Source organism: Kitasatospora sp. NPDC033851 (genome assembly GCF_055576085.1).
In genome coordinates, this window is the sequence record NZ_JBVIRL010000001.1 from 116,139 (window position 1) to 132,522 (window position 16,384).

18 protein-coding genes are annotated in these 16,384 nt (G+C 72.8%); 11 read left to right on the forward strand and 7 right to left on the reverse strand.

The features are described from left to right. Positions 1–20 precede the first annotated feature (20 nt). The 3 genes from ACZ51D_RS00530 to ACZ51D_RS00540 all read right to left on the reverse strand — a co-directional run bounded on the left by ACZ51D_RS00530 (position 21) and on the right by ACZ51D_RS00540 (position 3,172). Positions 21–1,634, reverse strand: coding sequence for a tannase/feruloyl esterase family alpha/beta hydrolase (locus ACZ51D_RS00530; RefSeq protein ID WP_465614891.1), 1,614 nt, complete (start codon positions 1,632–1,634; stop codon positions 21–23). 163 nt (positions 1,635–1,797) lie between these two features. Then, entirely contained in the window at positions 1,798–2,502 is a 705-nt protein-coding gene (locus tag ACZ51D_RS00535) for a cytochrome b/b6 domain-containing protein (protein WP_465614890.1), read from the reverse strand. Next, positions 2,450–3,172, reverse strand: a complete 723-nt coding sequence (locus tag ACZ51D_RS00540; RefSeq protein WP_465614889.1) for a molybdopterin-dependent oxidoreductase — start codon at positions 3,170–3,172, stop codon at positions 2,450–2,452. The genes ACZ51D_RS00535 and ACZ51D_RS00540 overlap by 53 nt, the downstream gene beginning before the upstream one ends. Before the next feature lie 433 nt (positions 3,173–3,605). Between ACZ51D_RS00540 and abc-f the strand changes: the two genes are divergently transcribed. The 3 genes from abc-f (at position 3,606) to ACZ51D_RS00555 (ending at position 6,536) form a co-directional block, all read left to right on the forward strand. Next, a complete protein-coding gene (gene abc-f, locus ACZ51D_RS00545; protein WP_465614888.1) occupies positions 3,606–5,240 on the forward strand; it encodes a ribosomal protection-like ABC-F family protein in 1,635 nt (544 codons plus the stop codon). A gap of 134 nt (positions 5,241–5,374) precedes the next feature. Beyond that, positions 5,375–5,938, forward strand: coding sequence for a CGNR zinc finger domain-containing protein (locus ACZ51D_RS00550; RefSeq protein WP_465614887.1), 564 nt, complete (start codon positions 5,375–5,377; stop codon positions 5,936–5,938). 130 nt (positions 5,939–6,068) lie between these two features. After that, entirely contained in the window at positions 6,069–6,536 is a 468-nt protein-coding gene (locus ACZ51D_RS00555; RefSeq protein ID WP_396288244.1) for a hypothetical protein, read from the forward strand. A gap of 388 nt (positions 6,537–6,924) precedes the next feature. On the opposite strand, the gene ACZ51D_RS00560 is transcribed toward ACZ51D_RS00555, so the two are convergent. After that, positions 6,925–7,350, reverse strand: coding sequence for an Ohr family peroxiredoxin (locus ACZ51D_RS00560; protein WP_465614886.1), 426 nt, complete (start codon positions 7,348–7,350; stop codon positions 6,925–6,927). 283 nt (positions 7,351–7,633) lie between these two features. Between ACZ51D_RS00560 and ACZ51D_RS00565 the strand changes: the two genes are divergently transcribed. From ACZ51D_RS00565 to ACZ51D_RS00580, 4 genes are all read left to right on the forward strand, one after another. Beyond that, entirely contained in the window at positions 7,634–9,154 is a 1,521-nt protein-coding gene (locus tag ACZ51D_RS00565; protein WP_465614885.1) for a DUF2079 domain-containing protein, read from the forward strand. Between the two features lie 99 nt (positions 9,155–9,253). Next, the gene (locus ACZ51D_RS00570; RefSeq protein ID WP_360501900.1) at positions 9,254–9,661 is read left to right on the forward strand and encodes a GntR family transcriptional regulator; all 408 of its coding nucleotides are present in this window, start codon (positions 9,254–9,256) and stop codon (positions 9,659–9,661) included. A 36-nt stretch (positions 9,662–9,697) separates the two neighbouring features. Then, the gene (locus tag ACZ51D_RS00575; RefSeq protein WP_465615277.1) at positions 9,698–10,600 is read left to right on the forward strand and encodes an ABC transporter ATP-binding protein; all 903 of its coding nucleotides are present in this window, start codon (positions 9,698–9,700) and stop codon (positions 10,598–10,600) included. Then, a complete protein-coding gene (locus ACZ51D_RS00580) occupies positions 10,597–11,601 on the forward strand; it encodes a hypothetical protein (protein ID WP_465614884.1) in 1,005 nt (334 codons plus the stop codon). The genes ACZ51D_RS00575 and ACZ51D_RS00580 overlap by 4 nt, the downstream gene beginning before the upstream one ends. 81 nt (positions 11,602–11,682) lie before the next feature. On the opposite strand, the gene ACZ51D_RS00585 is transcribed toward ACZ51D_RS00580, so the two are convergent. Next, positions 11,683–12,057, reverse strand: coding sequence for a zinc ribbon domain-containing protein YjdM (locus ACZ51D_RS00585; RefSeq protein WP_465614883.1), 375 nt, complete (start codon positions 12,055–12,057; stop codon positions 11,683–11,685). 169 nt (positions 12,058–12,226) lie between these two features. Here ACZ51D_RS00585 and ACZ51D_RS00590 point away from each other — a divergent pair, with 169 nt between their 5' ends. After that, positions 12,227–13,075 carry a universal stress protein gene (locus ACZ51D_RS00590; RefSeq protein WP_465660618.1) on the forward strand — a complete coding sequence of 283 codons (849 nt, stop codon included), beginning with the start codon at positions 12,227–12,229 and terminating at the stop codon, positions 13,073–13,075. A 25-nt stretch (positions 13,076–13,100) separates the two neighbouring features. Here the strand turns inward: ACZ51D_RS00590 and ACZ51D_RS00595 are convergent, their stop codons facing one another. Further along, positions 13,101–14,192, reverse strand: coding sequence for a hypothetical protein (locus tag ACZ51D_RS00595; protein WP_465614881.1), 1,092 nt, complete (start codon positions 14,190–14,192; stop codon positions 13,101–13,103). 103 nt (positions 14,193–14,295) lie between these two features. Here ACZ51D_RS00595 and ACZ51D_RS00600 point away from each other — a divergent pair, with 103 nt between their 5' ends. The 3 genes from ACZ51D_RS00600 to ACZ51D_RS00610 all read left to right on the forward strand — a co-directional run bounded on the left by ACZ51D_RS00600 (position 14,296) and on the right by ACZ51D_RS00610 (position 15,918). Beyond that, complete coding sequence (locus ACZ51D_RS00600; protein ID WP_360501884.1) at positions 14,296–14,763, forward strand: nucleoside deaminase; 468 nt, start codon at positions 14,296–14,298, stop codon at positions 14,761–14,763. A 36-nt stretch (positions 14,764–14,799) separates the two neighbouring features. Next, complete coding sequence (locus tag ACZ51D_RS00605; protein ID WP_465614880.1) at positions 14,800–15,363, forward strand: YbaK/EbsC family protein; 564 nt, start codon at positions 14,800–14,802, stop codon at positions 15,361–15,363. Positions 15,364–15,480: 117 nt separating this feature from the next. Then, on the forward strand, positions 15,481–15,918 hold the full coding sequence (locus ACZ51D_RS00610; protein ID WP_465614879.1) for a universal stress protein: 438 nt from the start codon (positions 15,481–15,483) through the stop codon (positions 15,916–15,918). Positions 15,919–15,996: 78 nt separating this feature from the next. On the opposite strand, the gene ACZ51D_RS00615 is transcribed toward ACZ51D_RS00610, so the two are convergent. Next, positions 15,997–16,296, reverse strand: coding sequence for a hypothetical protein (locus tag ACZ51D_RS00615; protein WP_360501876.1), 300 nt, complete (start codon positions 16,294–16,296; stop codon positions 15,997–15,999). Between the last annotated feature and the right edge of the window lie 88 nt (positions 16,297–16,384).

Genomic DNA, 16,384 nt, shown 5'->3' on the forward strand with positions numbered 1-16,384 from the left:
GGGACGGTACCGGAGGGGATTCAGTGCCGGGAGGGAAGGACGCAGCGGAAGCTGGTGGCGGCGGCCGGGTCGCCGTGGCCGGTGTAGTGGGACACCTTGGGGTAGGCGCACACGTCGCGGCTGACGTTCTGCCCGGCGGCGTCGACCAGGGTGGCGGGCAGCGTCCTGGGGGCCTTGCCCTGCTCGACCCAGGCGGTCAGCGCGGCGAGGTCGTCGATGGTGCCGGCGCCCTTGTTGAGGCCGCAGTGGCTCGCGCCCGGGACGAGGAAGAGCCGGTAGAAGTCGTCGACCCGCTTGGTGCCGCCCATCGTCCGCTCGACCTGCCGGCGGTAGTCGACGGTTCCCTGGGTGGGGATGTACTGGTCGGCTTGGCCGTGCCAGGTCAGGAGCTTGCCGCCGGAGTCGCGGAAGGCGGAGAGGTCGGGGTCGTCGGTGCCGATGATCCGGTCGTACTCGGCCCGGGACTGCTCGAACAGCTGGGTGAACTGGTCGTAGGTGATGGTCGAGACGTCGAACGACGGCTGCTTCTTCAGCCAGGTCGTGACCCAGAGCTTGGGCACCGGGAACGGTGCGCCCTTGGCCACGCCGTTCGGGTCGGGGGCGGTGCCGGCCAGTGCCGACAGGTCGGCCCCGACCGGGACACCAGACCATAGCTTCCGGCCCGAGGCGGTGCGCGGGCCGTCCCATATCTTGCGCACCACGGCCGCGTCGGCCGCCGTGATGGTCAGCTCCTTGCCGTTGCACACCACCTTGGTGCCGATCAGCCGGCGGGGGTCGAAGTCGCACCGCGCCGCGTCGTTGACGAGGTGGTCCTTGACGCCGTCGAGCGGGTCGCAGGCCTCGACGGCGGCGTCGGTGAAGGCCTTGAACTCGCAGGCGGACGGGTAGGTCTTCTCGTTGTTCATGACGACCTGCGGCCACAGGGTGGCGACTTCGAACTCGTCCCAGTTGACGGCGGGCGCGTTGGCGAGGATGCCGTCGAAGTCGTCGGGGTAGCGCTGGGCTTCCATGTAGCCCTGGCGTCCGCCGGTGGAGCACCCGTTGAAGTAGGAGTAGGCGGCGCCCCGGCCGTACGCGGCGGCGACGACCTCCTTGCCGACGATCGCCGCCTCGTGCTGGGACCGGGAGGCGAGGTTCTCGAGCAGCGCGGTGTTGACCTGCCCCTTGCCGTTCAGCGCCCAGCTGACGTCGACGGCGTCGCCGAGCCCGGCATCGGTGGTGGTCCCGGCGTACCCGTTCTTGACCGCGGTGCCCAGTCCGACGTTGTTGTCCCCGGCCGCGTAGGCGCTGCCGCCGACGGCCTGGAAGCGGCCGTTCCAGCCGCTCAGGGGGAGCCAGGTCCGCACCTTGGCATGGTCGTTGTCGCCGGGGTGGGTGATCGTGACGGTCACCTCGCAGTAGGCGGGGACGCCGGTCACCACGCCGCCCACGACCCCGGTCCCGTCGATGGTGCCGCCCTCCTGGCGGAGCGCCGTCACGGACTCCACCGTGGTGCCGGCGGGGGCCCGCACCGACACCGGCGAGCAGGAGAACGTGGCGGGTACGGAGCCGCTCCGGGCCTCCGCCGCCGCCATCGGCAGGTTCGCCGCGGCCAGGGCGGCGCCGGTCGCGAGCACGATCAGGAATCTCTTCATGGGTATCCCGTCCAGGTAGGTAGGTAGGTGTGTGCCCGGCCGCGAAGAAAGCGTGTGCGCGGCACATGAGCAGGGGGCTGGTCGAAAACATATCACCGGTCAAACAGGTGACGGTAGAGGTGTGGTGACGACAGGTCCGGTGGCGACGAGGGTCCGGTGACGCTCAGGCGTCCGACCGGTCCCGGGGCAGCCACCGGGAGTGGTGCCGCTCGGCCCAGGACCGGCGGACGTACCCGGTACGCATGCCGCGCCTCGACTCCGGGTCCTGGAACGCCTTGCGCAGATGCCCGATCAGCACGATGGCGATCGCCCAGGCCAGGACGTCGTGGACGAAGATCGCGCTGGTGCGGGAGATGGACGGCAGCAGCCCCGTGAACCACATCAGCAGTCCGGTGAACGCCATCACCAGCACGGCGCCGGCGATCCAGCCCGCGTAGAGCTTCTGCCCCGCGTTGAACTTGCCCGCCGGGCGCGCCCCGGGTTCCGTCCGGCGCCTGCGGGCGGCCCGCAGCCACTCCCGGTCGTACGGCGCGAAGCGGTTGAGCCTGCACAGGTCCGCGCGGAACTCGGCGGAGAGCAGCCCGAGCAGGAAGGGCAGCGGCAGCAGGATGCCCGACCACTCGTGGACCGTGACCATCAGGTAGCGCCGGCCGACGAGTTGGGCCAGCGGCCCGAAGTACAGGCAGGCGGCGGAGGCCAGGCAGGCGAGCATCAGCCAGCCGGTGGCCCGGTGGACCATCCGCTCGGCGGTGCTGAAGCGGCGGACCCGGTCGACGCGGTGAGGCCGCCTCGCCGGGCCGGTCCGCCGCGTCGCGTCAGGCCGCCTCGCCGTGCCGGTCCGCATCGTCGAGCCAGCCGTCGACCGCATAGCCGCGCTCCTCCCAGTAGCCGGGGACGACCTTGTCGGTGACCGAGATGCCGGACAGCCACTTGGCCGACTTGTAGAAGTACATGGGCGCCACGTAGAGGCGGACCGGTCCGCCGTGGGCGTGGGTGATGGGCGCGTCCTGCATGGTCAGCGCCACCAGGACGTCCGCGCGGCGGGCCTGCTCCAGGGTGAGGCTCTCGGTGTAGGCGCCGTCGAAGCAGGTGAACCGGACCGCCGCGCCCGGGGAGCGCACTCCGGCGGCGTCGAGGAGGTCGGCCAGCTTCACCCCCTCGAAGGGCGTCCGGTCCACGCGCCAGCCGTCCGTGCAGAGCACGTCGTGGACGACCCGGGTCTGCGGCAGGGCGCGCAGGTCGCCGAGCGTGTAGGTCATCGGCCGGTCCACCAGTCCGTCGATCCGCAGTTCGTAGGTGGTCCCGTCCTTCTGCGGCACCGAACCGACGACGCTGTAGTAGCGGAAGCCGCCCGGGTTGGGCAGCAGTCCGGTCAGGCCCGTCGCGTCGTGCTCCGAGGCGGCGGCCAGGAACCGCTCCCAGCCGCGTTGAAGGTACGGCGCCGCGGCGAGCCCCGCGGCGCCCGCGCCGAGCATGCCGAGCACGGCACGCCGCCCGACCGGCGCGCCCTCGGCTCTCCGCTTCGGTTTTCCCGTCATGGTCAGTGCGCTCCTTCGAGGTGGCAGCCGCGCCGACGAGGCCGGAAACCCAGGCCGTCCGTGGTCGCGGGAACATACACACGTGTGAACATCGTCGAACCGTCCCAGCACCATCACCGGCTCAACTGGTGACGATGCTGACATGGCCCTCCATGGCTGTCAACGAGCCGACACCGCCGGGCCGGTGAGAAATGACGGCTGCCTACGAGCGACACCTGCTACGCTGCATGTGACCTGACGTTCGTGTGATCGAGGAGTGGCAGACATGGCGGGTGACGACGACATCTCCGGGTGAGACCCGGATCTGACGGCCACCGGCCGGCGCTTCAGGAACGCCGCAGCCGAAGTGGTCCGTTTCGTCGTCCCCCCTTCCCCGTGTCTGCCCAGGGCAGAGCTCTCACTCCTGCCCTCAGTCTCCTTCGAGGTCACCTCCATGTCCGACGCCGCCATCGTCTGCTCCAACCTCTCCTTCGCCTGGCCGGACGACACCCCGGTCTTCCACGACCTGTCCTTCACCGTGCCCGCCGGCCGGACCGGCCTGGTCGCCCCCAACGGCTCCGGCAAGAGCACCCTGCTCAAGCTGATCGCCGGCGAACTCACGCCCACCACCGGCTCGGTGACGGTCGGCGGCACCCTGGGCTACCTCCGGCAGAGCCTCCCCCTGACCGGAGAACTCACGGTCGCCGAGGTACTCGACATCGCCGAGGTCGTCCGGGCCATCGACGCCGTGGAGTCCGGCGACGTCGACGAACGGCACTTCACCACCATCGGCGACGACTGGGACATCGAGGAGCGCACCCGCGCCCAGCTCGACCGGCTCGGCCTGGGCCACCTCGCCCTCGACCGCAGCCTGAGCACGCTCAGCGGCGGCCAGATCATCTCCCTCGGCCTCGCCGCCCAACTGCTCAAGCGCCCCGACGTCCTGCTGCTCGACGAGCCGACCAACAACCTCGACGCCGACGCCCGGCACAAGCTCTACGACGTGCTGACGGACTTCAGCGGCTGCCTGCTGCTGGTCAGCCACGACCGCGCGCTGCTCGACCGCATGCAGGGCATCGCCGAACTCGACGGCGGCGAACTACGGTTCTACGGAGGCGACTTCACCGAGTACGAGGAGGCCGTGCGGGCCGAGCAGGAGGTCGCCGAGAAGAACGTCCGCAACGCCGAGCAGGAGCTGAAGCGGGAGAAGCGCGAGATGCAGCAGGCCCGCGAACGCGCCGAGCGCCGCGCGAGCAACGCCGCCCGCAACCTCAAGAACGCCGGTCTGCCCCGCATCTTCGCGGGCACCATGAAGCGCGGCGCCCAGGAGGCGGCGGGCCGGTCCGGCCAACTGCACGCGGCCCGGGTCAGCGACGCCAAGTCCCGGCTCGACGAAGCCGGGCGCGCGCTGCGCGAGGAGCAGCGACTCTCCCTGGAGCTGCCCGACACCCAGGTGCCCGCCGGGCGCAACCTCTTCCTCGGCGAGGGCCTGCAAGTCCGGCATGCCGGCCGGGCCGTGTTCGCCGACGGCGGCGTCGACCTGAACATCCGCGGCCCCGAGCGCATCGCGCTCACCGGGCCCAACGGCGCGGGGAAGTCCACCCTGCTGCGGCTGATCACCGGCGACCTCACGCCGGACGACGGGCGGATCACCCGCAGCGACGGCCGGATCGCCTACCTCTCGCAACGGCTGGACCTGCTGGACCCGGACCTCACCGTGGCGGAGAACCTCGCCGCGTTCGCGCCCGAGCGGCCCGAGACGGAGCGGATGAACCTGCTCGCCCGCTTCCTGTTCCGCGGCGCCCGGGCGCACCTGCCCGTCCGGGTGCTCTCCGGCGGCGAGCGGCTGCGCGCCACCCTGGCCTGTGTGCTGTGCGCCGAACCGGCCCCCCACCTGCTGCTGCTCGACGAACCGACCAACAACCTCGACCTGGTCAGCGCCGGCCAGTTGGAGAGCGCGCTCCAGGCCTATCAGGGCGCCTTCCTGGTGGTCAGCCACGACGAGCGGTTCCTCACCGAGATCGGGGTGAACCGCCGGCTGCGGCTGGCCGACGGGGCGCTGCGGGAGACCGGGGGCCCCGGGGTGTGACCCGCCGGTGTGTGGCGTGGCCCGCGTCCGAGGCTTCGTGCTCGGCGGGCCCGCCACCGCTCACAGTCCGTAGACGGCCCCCACCCGCCTGCCCGGTTCTTGCGCCCCTCACAGTCACCTGTCAGGATGGTGATGTGAACCTTGACCATGTCTTCGTGTGCGGGCACCCGGCCCTCGACTTCGCGGCGACCCTCCGCGCGCGGCGCTCGACCCGGTTCGAGATGTTCGTGACGCCCGAGCGGCTGAACGCCTGGTACCTGGACTGCGGACTCGTGGACACCATCACGCCCGGCGGCGAGCAGGACGTCCGGGACGCGAAGACCGTGCGCGAGGCCGTCTACCGCCTCGTCACCAACCGCCTCTCCGAGGAGGAGTTCGACCGCGAGGCCCTCGCCGTGCTCAACGGCGCCGCGCGCAAGGCCCCCGTGACGCCGCAACTCACCATGACCGGGCGGCACAACGAGGCGACGCCCGAGCAGGCCCTGGCCACCGTCGCGCGACACGCCGTCGAACTCCTCAGCGGCCCGGACGTCCCCTTGATGAAGGAGTGCGGCAACCCGGAGTGCACGCGGATCTACATCGACCGCTCCCGGGGCATGCGCCGCCAGTGGTGCGGCATGGATTCCTGCGGCAACAAGATCAAGGCCGCCGCCTACCGCGCCCGGAAGAAGACCGCGCCGGCCCTGGGTGTGCGCTGACCCCACCCACCGACATGTTCCGCCCCGACCGCGCCGGCACCCTCGGCATGGGTACCATGCAACACCACCCATCTCGAGGAAGTGAACGGTTGTGACCCGCCAACCAGCCTCCACACTCCGGTCCCGGTACGTGGAACAGGTCGCATCGGACCTGGAGAAGAACCACCGGCGACAGCAGGAGCTGGAGGAAGCGATCAGGGTGTTGAAGCAGGAGGAAGCCCTCCTGGTCGACATCCTGTCCCTCGCCGAGCGGTACGAGGGCTTCTCTGACCCGTCACGTCTGCCCGAACAGACCCAGGACGAGCCCGTCGCCGCGCAGGCGCGACCGGCGGCGCACGCGACGAAGGCCGACGCGAAGGAGAACTCGCGCCGGCCTCTGCTCGGTGACCTCCTGGCGGACCTGCTGGGTCACCACGACGAGCCCTGCCCCGCGAAGGAGTTGCGCGAGGAGCTCATGGCGACGTACCCGAAGCGCAACCCGACGCCTCAGGTGGTACGGAACACCCTGGAATCCCTCGTGGCCAAGGGGCGCGTCCGGCGCCACAAGCAGGAGCGCACCGTCCTGTACACCCTCGTGACGCCGGGCGTTACCGACTGACCCACCGGCCCGCCGGCGCCACCACCCTCACCTGCGGCAGGTCACACGCGCCGCGTCACACGAAGTACCACGCTCCGGGACCGTACCCCGACGACACCACGGTTTCCGCCCAGTTCCACACCTGCGCGCCGTCCGGCCAAGGCCGCTCCCCTGAACGCTCCGGGCCCCGGCTCCGGCTGCGCCGCTCCGCAGGGCCCGTGGAACACCGGCCAGGGGCGTGACGACGGTGCGCGGCCGCCCGTTGATACGTGTGTGTCGTGGCGGCCATCTCCGGCCCTCGCTCTCCGGTCGGCGGTTCGGTGTGACGGCGGTGCTGCGTGACGGTGTGACGGTGGGAGCGGGTCCCGTGCGGCGGGGGTTCCGCACGGGACCCGCCGTCTTGGGGGGATCAGGCGGCGGCGGCGTTGATGGTGACGGGGATGTTGTCGCGCGTGGCCTTGGAGTACGGGCAGATCTGGTGGGCGGCGCGGGCGAGTTCCTCGGCGGTGGCCTGGTCCACGCCGCCGAGTACCGGGGTGAGGACCGCAGAGAGCGAGAACTCGTCGTCGTCGCCGTGGGTGAGCGTGATCTCGGCGGTGATGGTGGTGCTGGTCAGCCGGATCCTGCGGAGGGAGGCGGCGCGGCGCAGGGCGCCGAGGAAGCACGCGGCCCAGCCGGCGGCCAGGAGCTGCTCCGGGTTGGTCGCGGTGCCGGCGCCGCCCAGCTCCTTCGGGAGGGCGAGGCCGGTCTCCAGCAGGCCGTCGGAGGACCGGACGCGACCGCCGTTGCGGCCCTCTCCGTCGACGTTGACGACGGCGGTGTAGCTGACTGCCATGGTGCGCTCCCCATCTGGGTCGAAAGGTATCCGTCCGCCGTCTGACCGGGGCCAGGCCGGGGCCGGGGCCGGGGTCGAGACACGTTTCTCGTCACCGGTTGAGGCGGTGATGAAATGATGGCAGCCACCCACATCACCAGTCAAGACAGTGACGCACACCTGCCTCACACTCCGACCCGAACACCAACCCGAACACCGACCCGCACCGGCGACCCGATCTTGACGCCCGCTCAGACCTTCCATCACCCTTTCACTAATCGAATAGTGAAAGGGTTCTTTGTCGATGCCCCTGGCCCTCTCCCCGCACAGCCCGCCCCGCCCCCTCCCGCCCGCGGCCCCGCTCCGACGGGCCGCCCTGCTCGCCCGCCGCCCTGCCGCACTGGCCTGGGGCCTGGCGGCGGGCTTCGCCGCGCTCTACGCCTGCGTCGCCGTCAACCGGCACCGGCGCGGCCTCACCAAGGCCTACGACCTGGGCATCTTCGAACAGGCCGTCCGGGCGTACGCGCACCTCCGGCCGCCGATCGTGCCGCTCAAGGGGCCCGGCTTCCACCTGCTCGGGGACCACTTCCACCCGCTGATCGCCGTCCTCGCCCCCGCGTACCGGGCCTTCCCGACCCCGCTCACCCTCGTGGTCGCCCAGGCGCTACTCATGGCGCTGGCCGTCGTCCCGCTCACCCGCTGGGCCCACGAGGTGGCCGGGCCGCGGGTGGCACTGCTCGTCGGCTGCGCCACCGGGGCCTCCTGGGGGATCGTCAGGGCGGCGGCCGACGACTTCCACGAGATCGCGTTCGCCGTCCCGCTGCTCGCCTTCGCCGCCACCGCGCTCGGCCGGCGCCGCCCGCTCGCCGCCGCGCTCTGGTCGCTGCCGCTGCTGCTGGTCAAGGAGGACCTGGGGCTGACGGTGGCCGCCGTCGGCCTGCTGATCGCCTGGCAGGCCCGGCAGGCCCGGCGCTCTCCGCTGCCGGGGCTCGCCCTGGCCGCCGTCGGCGTCGCCACGACCGCGCTGACCGTGCTCGTGGTGCTGCCCGCGTTCAACCCGAGCGGGGGCTTCGACTACTGGCAGCAGTTGGGCGGCGGCGGACAGCCCTCGGTCTGGGCCCTGCCGTTGCGGCTCGGGTGGCCGCCGGTCAAATGGCTGCTGTTGTTCCTGCTCGCCGCCACGGCCGGCTTCCTCGGCCTGCGCTCGCCGCTCTTCCTGCTCTGCGTGCCCACCCTGGCCTGGCGGCTCTTCTCGGCCAACCCGCACTACTGGGGCGTCAGTTACCACTACAGCGCGGTGCTGATGCCGATCGCGCTCGCCGCCCTGGTCGACGCCGTGCGCCGCTGCGGCGGCCCGCGCCCGGCCGACCCACCGACCCTGACCACCCTGACCGACCCACCGCCCCGGACCGCCCGACCCGCCCCGCTCCCCCGCCGTGCCCGGCGCGCACTCACCGTCAGCGCCCTGGTGACGGCCGTGACGCTGCCGCTCTACCCGCTGCACGAGGTGGTGATGCCGGAGGCCTGGCGCACTTCGCCCCGGCTCACCGAGACCCGGGCGATGCTCCGGCTGATACCGGACGACGCCACGGTGGCCGCCTCCAACCGGCTGGCGGCCCAGCTCACCAGCCGGGCGGAGGTCACCCTGGTGTGCCGGGAGCCGGTGTGGCCGGGGCCGGAGTGGGTGGCCGTCGACCTGCGCGACCCGAGTGTCCAGGCCCCGTGCGCCATCGCCGACACCACCCGCATGCTGACGGTGTACCAGGGTTTCGGCTACCGGCGGCTGGTCGAGCAGGACGGGCTGCTCCTGCTCAAACGCCCCTGACCGGGCCGCTCCTCCCGCCCCCGCCCTCGGTCCGTCTTGACCATCGCGCCGCAGTGGGCCACCATTCCACTATTGAACTAGTGAAAGGCCGGAACGCCGGTGATCGAGTACCGCATCGAGCGGCGCAGCGGCGTCTCCACGTACCAGCAGATCGTGCAGCAGACCAAGCAGGCTCTGCGGCTCGGACTGCTGCAGCCCGGAGACAAGCTGCCGACCGCCCGTGAGGTGGTGGAGCTGACCGCGATCAACCCCAACACCGTGCTGAAGGCCTACCGCGAACTCGAGCGCGAGGGGCTGGTCGAGCCCCGCCCGGGGCTCGGCACCTTCGTCCGGCGCTCGCTCGCCCGGCCGGAGGCGGCGGCCGACGGTCCGCTGCGCGCGGACCTGGTCGGCTGGGTGGACCGGGCCCGGGAGGCCGGGCTGGAGCGCGAGGACATCTCCGCGCTGATGGCCTCCGTCCTGGAGCAGCGTTTCGACACCGGGGTCTCCCCGGAAACACCGAACTGAGAACAGTGGGGGGACCGGGTGGAAGACCCGACAATCATGACGCCCGCGCTGGAGGCCGCCGGCCTCGGCAGGCGATTCCGGGGCGACTGGGCCCTGCGCGACTGCGACTTCACCGTCCCGGCCGGGCGGATCTGCGGCGTGGTGGGCCCCAACGGCGCGGGCAAGAGCACCCTGCTCTCCCTCGCCGCCCGCCAACTCTCCGCCACTGAAGGTGAGTTGCGCGTGTTCGGCAAACCGTCCGGCACCCCGGACGAGCGCGCCCGGGTCGCGTACGTGGCGCAGGACAAGCCGCTCTACCCGGGCCTGACCGTCGCCGAGACGCTACGGATGGGCCGCGAGCTCAACCCGGCATGGGACCACGAGACTGCCCAACGCATCGTCGACCAGGGCGAGTTGCGACCCAAGGCGCGGATCGGCTCGCTCTCCGGCGGCCAGCGCACCCGGGTCTCCCTGGCGCTCGCCCTCGGCAGGGTCCCCGACCTGCTGCTGCTCGACGAGCCGATGGCCGACCTCGACCCGCTCGCCCGGCACCAGCTCATGGGCACCCTGATGTCGGCCGCCGCCGAACGCGGCACCACCATCGTGGTCTCCTCGCACATCCTCCCCGAGCTGGACGGCGTCATCGACCACCTGCTGCTCGTCCAGCGCGGAGGGATCCGGCTGGCCGGCGACCTGGACGATGTCCTGGACGGCCACCAGCTGCTCACCGGGCCCGCCGAGGCCGCCGACCTCCCGGCCGATCTGGTGGTCGAGCAACGCGTCGGCGGCCGCCGGGCCACCGCGCTGGTACGCACCGGGGAACCGCTCGACGGCCCGTGGGAGAGCGAGCGGCCGAGCCTGGAGGACCTGCTGCTCGGCTATCTGCGCGCACCGGCCGATCCGCGACCGGACACCACCCCGGCGAACGACCAGCACCGGAACGAGAAGGCCGCCGCATGAGTACGAACGTCCTGCCCGACCGCGCCACCGCGCCCGTGGGCCGCCGCCCCGCCACCCCTCGACTGCGCGGACTTCTCTGGCTGTCGATCCGTCAGAACCGCGCCCTGCTGTGGGCATTGGCCGCCCTGCTGGTCCTGGTGGGGGCCGACCTCCTCTGGATCCACCTCGTCAGCAGCCACATCGTGGGCGTACTGCGGCGGACCGGCTGCTACAGCCCCGAGAGCTGGTCCGGCGCCCGGTGCTGGAACTTGCTCTCGCCGATCGACCGGCCGACCTTCTGGTACACCCAGGTCCTCCAGCCCGCGGTGACCGCCGTCCCGCTGCTCATCGGCGTCTTCGTCGGCGCGCCACTGCTGGCCCAGGAGTACGAGCGCGGCACGATCCGGCTGGTCCGCGCGCAGTCCGTCAGCCCGATGCGCTGGCTGGCCGCCCGCCTCGCGGTGCCCGGTCTCGCCGTGCTGGCCTTCAGCGGCACGCTCGCCGTCCTGATGACCTGGGTGTGGTGGACGGACATCGTGCACGGGCCGGCCGCCTTCGATCCGCCGTTCCAGTTCTTCACCTATCCGGCGCTCGGGGTCGCGCCGGTCGCCTGGTCACTGTTCGCGCTGGCACTGGGCGTCCTCGTCGGCCGGCTGGTGCGCCGGACACTGCCCGCGATGTTCCTCACCGGCGCACTGGTCGCGGCCGCCCACGGCCTGATCCGCTGGGCCCGCCCGTACTTCCATCCGATCGTGGACGAAGTGGTCCCGCTGAGCCCCGCGCACCCGTACATCGCGCAGCCCACCAACGCGTGGCTGATCGACCGCGGCGCCGTCCTGGCCGACGGCAGCCGCGTCGGCGACGACGCGTGCCGGTACACCACGTGCGACGGAGCCACCGGCTCCTGGCTGCGGTACCACCCGGTCGGCCACCTCGTACCGATCCAGCTCGTCGAGGCCGGCATCCTGCTGGCGCTCACCGCCGTCATCCTGGTGGTCGCCTTCCGCCGGATCCGCACCTGACGAGCCCGGCACGGCCGAGCGGGACAGGGCGGGTCGGGACAGGGCAGGTCGAACAGGCGGGGCAGGTCAAGGCGGGGCGGGTCAGGCCTTCTTGACCACGCTGGACTTGAGCTGCATCGCCCCGAAACCCTCGACCCGGCAGTCGATGTCGTGGCCGTCGACGCCGTCGACCAGGCGGATGTTGCGAACCTTGGTGCCGGCCTTGATGCCGGAGGCGCTGCCCTTGACCTTCAGGGCCTTGATGACGGTCACGGTGTCGCCGTCGCTCAGCACATTGCCGACCGCGTCCTTGACCACCCGCTCGCCGGCCCCGACGGAGCCGGCCCCGGCGGAGGCGGCCTCGCCGGCGTCGGCGGGCGCCCACTCGTGGCCGCACTCCGGGCAGACCATGAGGGCGTTCATCTCATACGTGTACTCGCCGGCGCACTGCGGGCAAGGGGGAAGGTTGTCGCTCATGTGATCAGGATATCCAGTCACCCGAGGGGCGTTTCCCGTGGTCAGCGGGCACGAGGCGCTCGGCGCCGCCTCCCCGGGAGGCGCCGGGCGCGCCCACTGCCGATACTGGGGCCGCACCCGAGGCGGCCGGGCACCGCCCCGATCGAGCATGGGAACCGAGGAGGACGCCATGACCGGATCCGTGGTCGCCGGCTTCGACGACTCGCCCGAGAGCCTGGCCGCCACCGAATGGGCCGCCCGGGAGGCGCGGCGCCGCGGCCTCCGGCTCGAACTCCTCCACGCCTGGCCCTGGCCGAAGCGGGACGTGGTCGGCAGCGACCAGAGCTACCGGCACACCCTGTTGCGACTCGCCGCCCGCGAGGCCGCCCTGCGCGCCCTCGCCCCCGGGCTGACGGTCTCCTCCTCGTCCGTGTCCGCCGAGCCCGCCGAGGCACTGGAGGCCGCCGCGCAGAGCGCCGCCGTGCTCGTCCTGGGCTCACGCGGGCTGGGCACCGTCCGCGGTTTCCTGGTCGGCTCGGTCAGCCAGGAGGTGCTGCGCCGGGCCGCCTGCCCGGTGGTGCTCGTCCGGGCGGGCGAGGAGGAGGCGGACGGCGCGGTGACGGTCGGCCTCGACCTGGCGCATCCGGCGGACCCGGTGCTGGCGTTCGCCTTCGAGGCCGCCGCGCTCCGCTCGGCGCCGCTGCGCGTGGTCCACGTCTGGGCCCCGCCGGCCGGCAGCGAGCACATGTCCTACGGCGCCATCGGCGGGCTGGAGGGCGAGGTGTCCGCCGACGAGCGGGCCGATCTCGCGGAGGCCCTGGAGTCCTGGCGGGCCCGGCACCCCGAGGTGGCCGTGAGGGCCGACCTGGTCCGGGGCAAGCCCACCGTCGAACTCGTGGACGCCGCGGCGACGGCCCGGCTGCTCGTCGTCGGCCGCAGAAGCCACAGGATGCCGCGCCTCCACCACCACCTCGGCCCGGTCGCGCACGCCGCGATCCACCATGTCCACTGCCCGGTCGCCGTCGTCCCGTACGGCTGACCCGGCCGCCGCCGGAAGCGCCCCGTCAGGAGTCGCGGGCGCCACCCTCATGCGCGAAACACGGGTAGCCCGGCAGCGGCTCCACCTGCCAGCCGTCGGCGACCTCCCGCAGCAGTCGCCGCATCGTCTCCGTGAACGCGGGGAACCCTTCGAGCCGCGCCGCCGTCTCCCAGCGGTGCCTGAGCACCTGGCGCCTGGTCGCCACCGGCCGCCGGGTGCGGTGCATCGGGCCGTCCTCGGCGGTGCGCGGCAGCAGGCGCAGGGTCGCGTTCGCCGTCCACACGGCCACCGCTCGCGCCATCCCTGCCTCCCACACCGCGTCCTCCGCCAGCGCCGGATACACCGGGACGACCTCGGCCCGGTACGCCGCCTCGATCCGCCGGGCGATCCCGGCCGGCAGGGCGAAGACGCACCAGCAGGTGGCGAACGGCATCCGGCAGTACGCCGCGGTCAGGAACACCGACTGGTAGCAGGCGACCTCGAAGTCGAGCAGCCGCAGACCGTCCGGGGTGAGCAGGTTGTTGTCCGGGCAGGTGTCGCCCGGGGAGAACGCCGGGTACTCCTGGCCGACCGCCGTCCCGATCCGCGCGAGCTCCTCGACCAGGCCGCCCGGCACGGCGACACCGGCCGCTTCGAGCACGCCGGGGAGGTCGGCGGCGTTGCGGGCGATCCACGGCTCGTCCGCCCAGGTCGGCAGGCCGATGTCGTACCGCGCCCACAGCCGGGTGAGGTCGGCGCGCCGGTCCACCGACCGTGCCGCCAGTCGGCCGAGCCCGACCGCCCAGGCCAGCAGCCCGTCCTCGGCGGCCTTCGGGTCGTCCCCGAGCAGCACGTCCGCGAGCGTCGGCGCGTCGCCGAGGTCGGCCAGGACCAGCAGCGGCACCTCCGGGTCCACCCCGAGCACCGGCGGGCCGGCCAGGCCGAGCGAGAGCCCGGCGGCCTCCGCCGTGAAACCGCGCAGGGCGTCCGGTCCGCCGGTGTAGGCCTTGACGACGACGCTCCGTCCGTCGGCCGTCCGACAGCGCAGCACACTGGTGCGGCTGCTCCCGCCCAGGTCGGCGGGATCGGACAGCCGGGTGGCGAGCAGGCGCTCGGCGGCACGCATGATCTCGTTCACCCGGGCATCCTGTCACCCACACGCCCGGCGTCGGAGCCCTTTCGTCCGGAGACTGACGTCGTACGTTCGACCCCACCACCCGGCCCACCCTGAGGAGTACGCCATGGCCGACCGCGACCACCTGCTCGCCGCCCTCGAACTCGCCCACAGCGCGCGAGCGCACGGCAATCACCCCTTCGGCGCGCTGCTGACCGACTCCGACGGGAACGTCCTGCTCAGCGCCGAGAACTCGGTGCTGTCGGACCGCGACGTCACCGCCCACGCGGAGACCAACCTGGTGCGGCAGGCGTCCCGCACCCTGGCCCCGACACAGCTGACCCGGGCCACCCTGTACAGCAGCACCGAGCCGTGCGCGATGTGTGCCGGCGCGATCTACTGGAGCGGCATCCGGCGGGTCGTCTACGCGCTCTCCGCCACCGAGCTGAACGCCATCGCGGGGGTCGACCCGGAGGAGCCGGTGCTCGACCTGCCGTGCCGACAGGTCTTCGCGGCCGGCGGCAACACCGTGGAGGTCTCGGGGCCGCACCTGCCCGAGGAGGCCGCCGCGGTGCACACGGGGTACTGGGGGTAGCCGGGCGGGGTGAGGGACCGCGCTACAGTCCGTCCCATGAGCGAGTCCGCATCCCCGCCCTTCGGAAACTTCCCAACGGCCTTCGCCGCCCTGGAGGTTCGCGACGACCTGGCCGCCCCCGTGGCCGACGCCCTGAAGAACTGGGACGCCAGGGACGCGGCCGCGGCCGTGCTCTACGTGGACACCGACCCCGAGAAGGCGGACACCGCGGTGTTCTGCGCGGCCTACGACACGCCGCCGGAGCTCTCCGCGAACTGCGTGGTGGTCGCCGCCAAGCGCGCCGGCGAGGTCACGCACGCCGCGTGCCTCGCCCTGGCCACGACCCGGGTGGACGTGAACCGGGCGGTCCGTACCCACCTGGGGGCGCGGAAGGCGTCCTTCGCCCCGGTGGACACCGCGGTCGAGCTGACCGGCATGGAGTACGGCGGCATCACCCCCGTCGGCCTGCCCGGCGCCTGGCCACTGCTCATCGACGAGGCCGTGGCCGCCGCGCCGTACGTCCTGGTCGGCAGCGGTCGGCGCCGGGGCAAGCTGATCCTCCCCGGGTGGGCGCTGGCCCGGCTGCCGGGCGCCGAGGTGCTGCCGGGCCTGGCCGGCTGAGCGGTCGGCCGACGACCGGGGTGCCGCCGCCGTCACCCGGGTGCCGGACCGTACTGGCGGCGGCATCGGGTGGCCCGCACCGTGGTGGAAGGGGCGACGACCGACAGGACGGTAGACATGGACGCGAACGACTCCGCTCCCCGCGTCGTGGTCGGCGTCGACGGCTCGCCGTCGTCGCACGCCGCGCTGCGCTGGGCGGTCCGGCACGCCACGCTGATCGGCGGGGTCGTGGAGGCGGTGGGCGCGTGGGAGCCGCCGAGCCACGTCGGCTGGTCGGCGCCGGTGGTCGACATGTCCTTCGACCGGGACCTCGCCGGGCGGCGGTTCGCCGAGGAACTCCGCACGGTGCTCGGCACGGACCGCCCGGTGGAGGTTCGGCCGACGATGGTGCTGGGCGACCCCTCGGACGTCCTGCTGGACGCGTCGAAGGGCGCCGAGGTCCTGGTGGTCGGAAGCCACGGCCGCGGCGGCTTCACCCGGGCCCTGCTCGGCTCGGTCAGCACGCGCTGCGCGCAGCACGCCGCCTGCCCGGTGGTCATCGTCCGCGCGCAGTGACGACCCGCGGCCCTCGCCCGGGCGTCCAGGCCCGGCGGGGGCGCGCGGGTGCTCGCGGGGAGCACCCGCGGTTTCCGGCTACGCGGCGCCGCTGACGCCCGGGGCGACGAAGCGCCGATGCAGCGGGCTGAACACCGTCTCGGGCTCACCGGGGATGCCGGCCTTCTCGATCGCGGGTGCCAACCGTTCGGCGAAGAACGTCTCGAACGCCTGCTGGGACTCCCACACATCGGTCACGTGCAGGCCCTGCGCGTCGAACCAGGCGACGTGCAGCTGCCCACCGGCCGGCTCGACCTCCTCCCAGCGGACTTCGTCACGCACCGTGTCGTACTGCTCGGGCGTGGCCTCGGCCCACCGCATCGACATCACCACAGCCATGTCACCGCTCCCTTGCTCTCGTCCCTGCTCTCGTCGCGGTTCCCAACCCCCGGTGCTTCCAGCCAACTCCCGCTCCCGCCCGCGCGCA